Raw genomic sequence first — 9,854 nt, forward strand, 5'->3', positions numbered from 1 at the left:
GGGCAAGGCGGGCAGGCGCATCGAGATACCTAACCGAGCTTGCCACGATGGTCAGAGAGAACTGTGCTAGTGCCGATCAGCGCTTCCAGCTGGTAAGTCGCGTCGAAGAAACGAGTGCGCGCCTCGGCTGTCGGAATCGGACAGGTGTGATGCTGGCCGCCGATGCGGTAACGGAAAGCCGCGAAGCGCTCATAAGGCCAATCGCGCACCGCCGGCGGAATCACGTATGCCGCCAGCGCCAATTTCCACCACCCTGCGAGGTAGGCAGCGACCTGCAGCAGCGCTGCAGACCGGATATCCACCGTCTCGTCAGGCTGTCCCGCGTTGCGGACGCAGACGGCGGAATCCACGCCCTCCAGCTGATGGTGGCGGGACCTGATGTCGCGAGCGAAGTCACTGTCCAGAGAGGAGAATCGCAGCGTTCCATGACGGTCGAACCGAAGAAGGGTGCGCACCGCGCTGTTGCAGACCCCGCACACACCGTCGTACAGCAGAACTGGCGCATTCGGCAGGCTCTGTACCGCACTCACGTGAACCTCCCCCCGAGGAAGCGATATCGCCTACTCCATCATTGCAAATCGCGCCGCAGCAGCGACATTCGACCTAGGTCGCTGTGGCGTCGGCGTTCGGCCCGTTGGCGCGGCGTTAGTCGGCGGTACTGGGCTGGCGCTTCTCAATGTGCCAGGGTCAATTCGTGGAAACGCCCCGCCGGCTAGAGCCGGTTCGAACCGTGACTCGCCGGCTGTATTTGGCTTCCGGGAACCGGTGTGCATATCCAGGGTGCGCGCAAGTCTTGATGACCGCCGACGGCGTGATGGTCGGTGAGATCGCACATATTGAAGGAGCGTTGCCCACGTCGGCCCGGTTCAACCCCGATATGACGAATGAGCAACGTCGCGGCTACGACAACTTGCTTCTAATGTGCGGGACCGACCATACGGTCATCGATAACGATGCCGAGGCCTGGACTGTGGCCAGGTTGCGGGCGCTGAAACGAGCGCATGAGGCCAACGCAACGGCAGTCGGACAGAGCCCCCGCGACATCAAGGCGTCAGCGCGAGTCCTGCCTATCGACGCGATGGTAGCCGATAGTCCGCCCTTCGTAGGCCGTGAGCTCCAACTGCAAGACGTGGCCGCCAACCTAAACGCGGCTGGCGATCCACGGCGAAGCCTTGTTGCTGTCAGTGGCCCGCCTGGCGTCGGGAAGACCACACTGCTCAGGCAAGCGGTGGCCGCCGCTCAAGCCGCCGACTTATTCCAATATGTGCTTTTCGTCGACATGCGGGGTTATGAAGAAGATCCTGCAAATAGAGTGCATGCCGATGCGGTGTTTCATCCCCTACTTAGCAGCTTCGGCCTCGATGACGATGACATTCCACAAGATCCGGCCGACCAGGCACGAAAGTATCAGGAAGTGATGAATCAATTTGCCGCTGAAGGCAAGTCCGTATTGCTGTGGTTGGACAACGTCAGTGAACGAGATCAGTTTGATTCCTTGCGACCCGCCAACCCTGTGCACAAGGTGACGATAACGACGAGGGAGACGTTTGGCCACATACCTAGCCGGCAAGTCGTCGAGGTCAAACGGATGCCTCTCGATGAGGCGGTCACGGTGATCACGACGTCTGCTCGGGACCGCAATCCAGACGACCACCGATTCGATAGCGTCGACCAGGTCGAGCGATTAGCCGTCCTGTGTGATCGTCTACCTCTCGCGCTTCAAATAGTTGCGGCGCTGCTCGCCGACGAGCCCGACCGACCGATCGAAGAGCTCGTGGTTGAACTCGCACGCGAGGAGGATCGCCTCGGCGGCCTGCACTACAGCGGCGATCTGTCCGTCAGGGCAGCTCTGGCTCTGTCCTACAACCGGTTACCAGAGGAACTGCGACGGCTATTTCGGCTGTTGTCGGTCGTTCCCGGTGGAGATGTTGGTTTGGACGCCGCAGCCATATTGATCCGAGCGTCGTCGGGTCCGGCGGCGCGGCAGCAGCTCATGGCCCTGGTCCGCAGCCACCTAGTTGAGCAGCATGTTCCCAACCGATGGAGTATGCACGACTTGGTCCGGCTGTATTCCACCGAGGAGTGTGCATCCCAGGCCGGCGATGCCGAAACGGCGTTCCAGCGACTCGTCGGCCGGTACTACGTAGCACTGGCAGGCTCGGCCGAGTGGCTCACCGCGGTAGTTTCCGACAAGTCGAAAATCCTTTTCCCATCCGCCGAGGATGCGGCCGCGTGGTTCCAGGCAGAACGTGCAACGGCGACTTCGATCCTGACGAGGATCGTTGCGCGTGAAGATTTCCGCGCGTACGCGATCGGCATGGGAGTTGTGCTCGGTGAATTGCTCAGGCAGCAAAAACATTGGGTTCAAGAGTTCCACGATGTTGCAGCGCTCACTGCCTCACTTGCTCCGAAGGTGCGAGAGCAAAACCCGTGGATTGCGTCGTGTGCGCTGAACAACTATGGCAGCGCATTACGCATGCTGGGAGACTTTGATGGCGCGGTCCGCGTCTACGAGCAAGCAATCGAAATTAATCAGGCGCGTGGAGACGTCGCTGCCCTAAGTTTGTCCCGATGCAACATCGCCAACGTTTACTTCGACCAAGGACGTGTCGACGATGCGTTCGAAGTCTATTGGCAGGACGTGCGAATCTCCCGGGAATCGGAGCCTCCTCATCTCTCCAACGAGGCTGGCACCCTCAACAACATCGGTGCGGCCCTCGCGAAGCGCGAGCGGTTCGAGGAGGCTGTCGCGCCTCTTCGTCAGTCGCTGACGATCCGGCGCAGACTCGACGACCAGCCTGGCATCGCGGACACGTCGCTCAATCTCGGCGCTGCCCTGTCGCGGCTAGCGCTTCTTAAAAATGGGCAAACGCGCTTCGTGCTCCTTGAGGAGGCTTGCGCCCTACTCGAAGTGGCATTCAAGATCTTTGGAGCACGCGGTAATCAATCAGGTCAGGCAGAAGTAGCGAACAACCTGGGGCAGTCGCAATGTCTCCTCGGACGGTATGCCGAAGGCTTCCGAAACCTTGAAATAGCCATCAACTATTTCGACACATCTGGCCAGCGGGACCTGGCGGCACTGGTCCGGGATGACCTCCACCGATATCAGCGCCAGGCAGGACTCAACTGATCCTGAGCAAGATCTACTACGTTGGCTCTAGCACGCCAACTGCACGATAGTCGGGGCAGCACATCGCACCGGCCAGTGTTGCGTGCCGCATGTGATCTTTCGTCAACTAGTCGCCTGACTCCGCTCGCACGGTGCGGTCAAGTGTTCGCCCAGGACAGGGCGGTCGCGCCGAATTTGGACGGTGACCTATCCCCGCTGTCTATCCCGGCGATCGTGGGTCGCGGCCCGCTGCAATTCCTCCCACTCATTGCCTTCGGCCGAGGCTTTCGCCCCGAGCACGTCCGCACCCCCGACCAGTTCCGTAGAGTCGAGCCTGAGCCCGGCTGAGGGAACCCGATCACGATGGCCGGTCGGAGGGGCTTTTCTGAGCCGTGGCTCCTCGGCGACGTTCAGATCCCCTCCACCAGGATCCCGGAATAGTCGGCGCCGTTGAGTCGCAGAGGAAGGATCTCTGCGTAGGCCTCGCTGTGGTACCAGGCTCTGGCGGCGTCCATTGTCGGGAACTCGAGGATCACGGTACTTCGCAATCTCCAAACAAGGCAAGGATTTTCACCGCGTGCCCGTCGAGAACGGATCCGACTCGGTCGGCGTATTGCTTCAACGATTCGGTGTTGGTGGTCTTTATCCGAGTGAAAATCGCATACGCGCTCAACGGGCCTCCTGAGTTTTTGCAGCAGCGTGAGGTTAAGAAAACGAGTGCCCGGCAAGGTCAAAAGCCTTCTGGCGATGGATCACTCCTTTGAACCGGAGGTCGCGGACGCGTTTCACGGGTTTCGGCGCATTGTTCCGAGTACAGCGAGAAGATGAGCATGTTCAGAACCTATAGTAATTAGTGCTATAGTTGGGTGTGGGCGATCGCGGCCAGCTACTACAGCAAGTCATCCTGGAGACGGGTACGACGCAGACTCAGTTGGCGCGCTTTAGTGGCGTCCATCAGCCCAGTATCAGTCAATTCCTGTCGGGCAAAGTCGATCTGAGCGATGACCAACTTGACCGTCTTCTGTCGTGCATGGGATATCGCGTGGAGGTGTCACGCTCAGCGGTCGCGGTTGAGCTAACCCGCGCCGAGCGCCGGTCGTGGATGTTGCACCGCCAGTTGGCGACTCATCTAACCCGGCTGACCGTCGAGCAGTGGAGTGACACGATCGAAGAAAACCTCCGGCGCTTGCGCCACGGGGTCACTGGACAACCGCACACCGACAACATCGACCGCTGGGCAAAGCTAATCAAGAGCAGGGATGTCAGCGGCTTGCGTCGCGCCCTCACCGGTCTTGGCCGCGAGCACATCGAGATGCGGGAAGTTAGCCCCATGGGCGGGCTGCTATCGGAACAAGAACGTACCGATGTGCTGAAACGGCTAGCCTCGTGAGGCGCGATCAACTCGAGCACGCTATCCGAGCCGCGTGCCAAATCACCGGCAGCACAGAGGTGATCGTGGTCGGCTCCCAGGCGATCCTGGGAACGTACCCCGAGTACGAGCTACCTACTCTGGCGACCCGCTCACTCGAAATCGATATCCTGCCGATCACCGACGACAACAACGTCACCATCGAGCTCGCCGACCTCATCGTGTCGATCGCCGGTGAGCTGTCCCCATTCCAGCAGACACACGGCTTTAGCATCGACGGTGTCGACCTCACAACGTCGGCACTACCTGATGGATGGAGGGCGCGACTTGTCAAGGTGCAGAACGAAAATACCGCACATCCCAGCGGCCAACCTCAGTACATCGGCTGGTGCCTTGATAAGGAAGATCTCTGCGTCGCGAAGCTCTGCGCATTCCGGGAAAAGGACCGCAACTTCGTCGACGCGTTGATTGACGCCCATCTCGTTGAACCTGCGGTGATCGACGATCGACTCGTCACCGTGCCGGCACGGTACAGCTCCAGTGTCGAACGAGCCCGGCCATGGCTTGGCTACCGCATCAACAGGTAGTGCATCGAGAACACGCTTCGGCGAGGTGCCTGTGAGATGGGACCTGCCGGCCCGAGACGACGGGGGAGTGGAGCTGCCTGCGGTTGTCGTCCTACCGTGCCGGTTGAACGAACAGGGTGCGCGCAGGCGGGCGGCAGAGACGGTAGAACGGCTCCCAGCCGACGGACACCCAGAAGTGGTCGGCATCTTCGCTGTACGCGAATAGTCGGCGGCCCGGGTGCCGATCCTCGAGCGCCCGCACTACCCGGGTGCCGACGCCGCGGGCGTGCGCAGCGGATGCCACCTCGACGAACTGGATCTCCAGGCGTTCGTCGCCGAGATTGGGGACGTCTGCGCAATCTGGGTTGATGCCGCCGGGGTCGTCCAACTCGACCCGCGCAACTTCGACGCCATCTTCCAGAAGCTGCACAAACCATGGGTCGTCCACGAAGTAGCGGACGCCGTCCCACCAGTGCTCGTTCTCATAGGTGATCGACGAGTCGAACGGTGGTGTCCACGAGTGTCTGTCCACACCGCCGCGGCGGAGATCAACAAGAGTGAGGCTCACGCCACGTGAGCCTACGGTCCGTTCAGGGCAAGAGTTGAGCCGGTAGTTGCCGCTCCCGAACGCGTCGCTGTCAGATCCCAAAGGGTCCTACAGAAGCCGATTCCGCAGTTCATTGTGCTCTCGATAGGATGCCGGCTCGGAGCCGAAGATCGCCGACAACGAGATGAACCGCTCGCCAGGTTCATCGAGAATCAGCGGGCGACCCGCCACCCGCCAGGTTCAGTGCGACAACCGCCAACTCCACGAACGAATGGCATTTCCTCAGGCCGCATCCAGATACCCGCAAAACCAGGCGAATCTGCTTGCGCGGGGATATGGCGCGAGCATACTCAAATTATTAGCAATATTTGAATCTGAAATACGTTGCGGAACAACGGAAGACCCAAGTAGCTGACACAACGTCGGTTATTGCGATATCTGCTGTGTGGGCGACTCGATGGCCGGAGTAGATCTTCCGGGTGTAAGTTGCTGCCTTTGACGATATGCGCGCCAGTCCCCCGCTGGGGGAGGAGCCGTCAAATGGCACTGGTCGGAGCACCTCACCCTCTGTGTCAATCAGTCGACTACTGACAACTAGGGACTAGCAGCGCGGGGGACAAGCCGGCGGCCGCCGATCTATCGTAGACAACGACTGAGAGTTATCGGCAAATCCGCAAATCGTGAATACCGTTGCAGCACAACGGGTAACGTCGCCGCGCCGGCGATTACCTGACATAAGATAGCTTATCGGCTAATACTCTGGCTATCCACGGGCTATAATACAGGCTATAATAGCGATATGAAGCAGGTACCTCTTTCAGAGGCCAAGGACAAACTGTCGGCACTGGTCGACGAGGCCGACACGACGCACGAGATCATTCAGATCACCCGACACGGTCGCGTCGCCGCGGTGATCATGTCCGCTGACGACTTGGACTCTCTCAACGAGACGCTTCATGCGCTTGGAACCCCCGGTCTCGCCGACGAACTAGCCCAGGCCGACGCTGATTACGCCGCCGGCAACACGGTCAGCGGCAACGACATTCGTCGTCGCTACGGTCTGCAGTGACCGAAAACGACGACGCGTGGTCAGTTCAAGTCTCACCTGCGGCGGCGCGAGCTCTCGAGCGGCTACCGCACAAAGTTGCTGCGGCAATTGCCGAATTCATCACGGTCGCACTGCCCGCCGATCCCCTGCGGATGTCCAAACCACTTCGCTTCCAGTTCGAGGGCTGGCGGGTGGCGCGGCGAGGCGACTATCGGGTGACCTTCCGGATCCTCTCCGACGATAACGTGCTCTATGTCGGACGCATCGAGCACCGTGCGCACGTCTACCGCCGATAACCGTGGTCACGAGCCCACCCCCCTTCCGGCTGCCCGTTCCGTCACTGTGACGAAACGAGGTCACCGAACCCGCACGCGGCAGTCCGGGAGAAGATGGGAGACTGGTCGATCTCCACCCCGAACCGCGACACCGCCAACATCTGCGAGCGGCATTTTGGACACAACAAGGGAGCAGCGCCGGAGCCGGGGTATCACGCGTCAGGATTCTCCTTCCTATCCGGGCACTCGACTGACGCTGCCGTAGCCGCCGGGATCGTCAGATGGCTCGTCGCCGCCCGGCTGGGCCGACGCGGTGCTGGGCGGCCGCTGCTCTTCGCGCTCGTCATCGGCTACGCGGCGGCGGTGGGGGCAAGCCGGGTCTACCTTGGGATACATTGGCCCACTGATGTTTTCGGCGGGTGGGCGTTCGCCGTGGCGTGGCTGGCGTGCACGGTCTGGGTGATGTCGAGCGCCGGCGGCAGACCCCGGGGCCGCCAGGCCGATAGACGTCGAACCGCTGGTGTCATTCCAGCATTAACATCCACTCCCTTGTCCCTAGATTCTCACCGCCCGCCTCCAGCGTCAGCCGACCAACACCGAACAGGACCTGCGCCCCTACAGAGGAATGCGACGAGATCAAATATCGAGGGTGATCAGTAGTAAGTTGGGTATTCACATATTCTGCGAATAGATCACTTGATGATACCGTTTCCATTATGGGACGAGTGTCGTTGGCCCGCAGTGCATTTCAGATTTACACTGCATATCGACAATTGGCGGTCGTCGCTCTTGCGCACTCGCGCAACCATATTCGACTCGGCCGCGCCAGTATCCGGATGTCTGCCCGTTGATTCATCAGACGAATCGGCGATCGGTGTCGTCCTGGCGGTACGGCCCGAGGCGATGCAGTTAGGCGGCCCGGTGTGCATCCGACGAACCATCGGGCGCTGCACAAGGGCGCAAACAGCTCTGACTGCGGGGCCGGAAGCGACAGTCAGATCTTCCCAACGGATGCACGGAGCTCTCCAGCGACTGCCGCCTCAACCTCGACGATGAGCGGGGCAAATCAGCGCGGGCCGGCCAGCCAACGGACAAGATCGGCTGCGGGACCGGTCAATAGGGCGCTGGGGCCGAAATGCCCATTCGTGATCATCAGTCGTGTGGACGATTACCGAGAAGTAGCCAGCGGTTGGCCTGATACCGCGCGAGCGAGACCGTCGGCTCTTGTGAGGTCCTCATGGTTGCCTCCACACCTCAAACAATGTGGAGGAAGCCGCCGCTGGCGCCGACAAGAGGCGAGACTGCCGTTGACGGGCCTCGCGGTTGGGGTGGCTTGGTGTTTTTGCTGACACGACCGCCGCAACAACAAGGTTCGGCCTGCACAGGTCAGGGCTCGGCATCGCAGACGAGTCGGTAGCCGGCGCCGCGCACGGTTTCGATGGTGGTCACCCCGAACGGTATGTCGATCTTGTCCCGCAGATAGCCGATGTAAATCTCGACGACGTTGTAGTCGCCCTCATAGTTGGAATCCCACACCGACCGCAGGATTTCGGACTCGGTGACCACATCGCCCTTGTGGCGCAATAAAAACTCCAGCACCCTGTACTCACGTGGAGTCAAGGTGAGCACCGTCTGGCCGCGGGTCACTCTGCGGTGGGCCGGATCCAGTGACAGCGTTCCCGCGGTCAGCACGGTCGGGCGTTCGGGTCCGCCGGGTCGTAGCAGGGCGCGCAGTCGCACCAGCAGGACCACGAAGGAGAACGGTTTAGCCAGGTAGTCGTCGGCGCCGCTATCGAACGCATCGGCCAGATCGTATTCGCCATCCTTGGCCGACAGCATCAGCACCGGTGTCCACACCTGCCTCGCCCGTAGCTCCCGCAGGACCTGATAGCCGCTGAGACTGGGAAGCGTGATGTCGAGCACCAAAACATCGAACTCACCCGCCGCGGCTGCGGCCAATCCGTCGTGGCCATCGTGTTCGACGTCGACGACGAATCCCTCGGCGACCAGACCGCGACGCAATGTCTCGGCCAGTCTGGTCTCGTCCTCGACGAGCAAGACTCGCACGACACCCCCTCCCCGGCCGGTCGCTTCGATGACCCCCAGTACAGCAGAGTCCGCCGAAGCTGTCGACGGCGTTCTCAGCGTCTCCACAGCACCCGGCGGTCAGGCTGGTCGCATGTCCCACGTCCGAGCCGTCGTGCTGGACTCACTCGGGGATGCGATCGCCGCGCACGCGGGGGCCTCGCTGCGTCGCGCGATCAGAATTCACGGGTGATGTGAGGAACCCAAACAGAGCCACCCCATCAGCGTCGACGAACACGCCGCGAGCGGCAACCACATCCGCGTCCACCCGAGACCAATGCCGCGTGTCAACCATCAGATCGTCCACGGCCGGCAGTCCCGCCGGCGGCCGCACGCGCAGCCTCGTAGCTGTCGCAGACCGAGACGGTGTACTCCCGGCCCGTAGCAGGTATCCCCGAAATTCGTAACGGTCAGTACGTACACCCCGGTGCCCAATTTGGCAGCGGGCTGTCGATGTGGTCGGCGACCACGAGGGTTCGGTGCCAAACTGACAGCACCCAGATGCTGCCATCGGCGCGTTGGTGGGCGCCACCTGGGCGACCAAGATGCGTTCGGAAACGCTGCACAAAACTTTGGCACTGCTGGTATTGATCGCAATTGTGTTGTCAGTCAACCACTTCAGGCATCTCGGATCCCTGCAACTGGATTCTGTAACCCGCACTGTTGCTGGTGTGATTGCCGGGTATGGGATCGGCGTCGTCGCGTCACTGATGGGGGTGGCTGGTGGCGAGTTGCTCATCCCGACGATCGCGTTGCTCTACGCCATAGACATCAAGCCTGCCGGCAGCTTGTCGTTGGCCGTGTCCATACCGACGATGGTGGTGGCTTTCGCCCGCTACAGCCGGGATCAGAGCT

The 9,854-nt window shown here is 61.2% G+C and carries 11 protein-coding genes and 1 pseudogene; 8 read left to right on the forward strand and 4 right to left on the reverse strand.

The window, feature by feature from the left end:
- Positions 1–29: 29 nt before the first annotated feature.
- A complete protein-coding gene (locus AC5Y5O_RS31150) occupies positions 30–530 on the reverse strand; it encodes a thiol-disulfide oxidoreductase DCC family protein (protein ID WP_239723507.1) in 501 nt (166 codons plus the stop codon).
- Positions 531–796: 266 nt separating this feature from the next.
- Between AC5Y5O_RS31150 and AC5Y5O_RS31155 the strand changes: the two genes are divergently transcribed.
- The gene (locus AC5Y5O_RS31155) at positions 797–3,130 is read left to right on the forward strand and encodes a tetratricopeptide repeat protein (protein WP_061559519.1); all 2,334 of its coding nucleotides are present in this window, start codon (positions 797–799) and stop codon (positions 3,128–3,130) included.
- A 138-nt stretch (positions 3,131–3,268) separates the two neighbouring features.
- Positions 3,269–3,457: pseudogene (locus AC5Y5O_RS31160) on the forward strand (FAD-dependent oxidoreductase); the annotation flags it as partial.
- Positions 3,458–3,519: 62 nt separating this feature from the next.
- Here AC5Y5O_RS31160 and AC5Y5O_RS31165 read toward each other — a convergent pair.
- A complete protein-coding gene (locus AC5Y5O_RS31165) occupies positions 3,520–3,843 on the reverse strand; it encodes a DUF1330 domain-containing protein (protein WP_338048818.1) in 324 nt (107 codons plus the stop codon).
- Between the two features lie 134 nt (positions 3,844–3,977).
- Here AC5Y5O_RS31165 and AC5Y5O_RS31170 point away from each other — a divergent pair, with 134 nt between their 5' ends.
- Together AC5Y5O_RS31170 and AC5Y5O_RS31175 are read left to right on the forward strand one after the other, a co-directional pair.
- Entirely contained in the window at positions 3,978–4,499 is a 522-nt protein-coding gene (locus AC5Y5O_RS31170; protein WP_239723506.1) for a helix-turn-helix domain-containing protein, read from the forward strand.
- Entirely contained in the window at positions 4,496–5,065 is a 570-nt protein-coding gene (locus AC5Y5O_RS31175) for a DUF6036 family nucleotidyltransferase (RefSeq protein ID WP_061559517.1), read from the forward strand. Before AC5Y5O_RS31170 ends, AC5Y5O_RS31175 begins: the two co-directional genes overlap by 4 nt.
- Before the next feature lie 91 nt (positions 5,066–5,156).
- Here the strand turns inward: AC5Y5O_RS31175 and AC5Y5O_RS31180 are convergent, their stop codons facing one another.
- Positions 5,157–5,612 (reverse strand): GNAT family N-acetyltransferase, encoded by a 456-nt coding sequence (locus AC5Y5O_RS31180; protein WP_061559516.1) that lies wholly within the window; start codon positions 5,610–5,612, stop codon positions 5,157–5,159.
- Positions 5,613–6,390: 778 nt separating this feature from the next.
- Between AC5Y5O_RS31180 and AC5Y5O_RS31185 the strand changes: the two genes are divergently transcribed.
- From AC5Y5O_RS31185 to AC5Y5O_RS31195, 3 genes are all read left to right on the forward strand, one after another.
- The gene (locus AC5Y5O_RS31185) at positions 6,391–6,660 is read left to right on the forward strand and encodes a type II toxin-antitoxin system Phd/YefM family antitoxin (protein WP_061559515.1); all 270 of its coding nucleotides are present in this window, start codon (positions 6,391–6,393) and stop codon (positions 6,658–6,660) included.
- A complete protein-coding gene (locus AC5Y5O_RS31190) occupies positions 6,657–6,935 on the forward strand; it encodes a type II toxin-antitoxin system RelE family toxin (RefSeq protein WP_084954129.1) in 279 nt (92 codons plus the stop codon). The genes AC5Y5O_RS31185 and AC5Y5O_RS31190 overlap by 4 nt, the downstream gene beginning before the upstream one ends.
- 93 nt (positions 6,936–7,028) lie before the next feature.
- Positions 7,029–7,574 (forward strand): phosphatase PAP2 family protein, encoded by a 546-nt coding sequence (locus tag AC5Y5O_RS31195; RefSeq protein ID WP_082811608.1) that lies wholly within the window; start codon positions 7,029–7,031, stop codon positions 7,572–7,574.
- Positions 7,575–8,300: 726 nt separating this feature from the next.
- Here AC5Y5O_RS31195 and AC5Y5O_RS31200 read toward each other — a convergent pair.
- Positions 8,301–8,981: a response regulator transcription factor gene (locus AC5Y5O_RS31200; RefSeq protein WP_061559513.1), complete on the reverse strand. Its 681-nt coding sequence runs from the start codon at positions 8,979–8,981 to the stop codon at positions 8,301–8,303.
- Between the two features lie 539 nt (positions 8,982–9,520).
- Here AC5Y5O_RS31200 and AC5Y5O_RS31205 point away from each other — a divergent pair.
- Positions 9,521–9,854, forward strand: a 334-nt coding sequence (locus AC5Y5O_RS31205) for a TSUP family transporter (protein WP_500028697.1), incomplete at its 3' end; no start/stop codon positions are given.

The sequence above is a fragment of the Mycobacterium sp. NGS40 genome (assembly GCF_059812735.1).

Coding starts and splice junctions, on each gene's coding strand:
- AC5Y5O_RS31185 (WP_061559515.1), top strand. CDS start 6,391: ATGAAGCAGGTACCTCTTTCAGAGGCCAAGGACAAACTGTCGGCACTG.
- AC5Y5O_RS31195 (WP_082811608.1), top strand. CDS start 7,029: ATGGGAGACTGGTCGATCTCCACCCCGAACCGCGACACCGCCAACATC.
- AC5Y5O_RS31155 (WP_061559519.1), top strand. CDS start 797: ATGACCGCCGACGGCGTGATGGTCGGTGAGATCGCACATATTGAAGGA.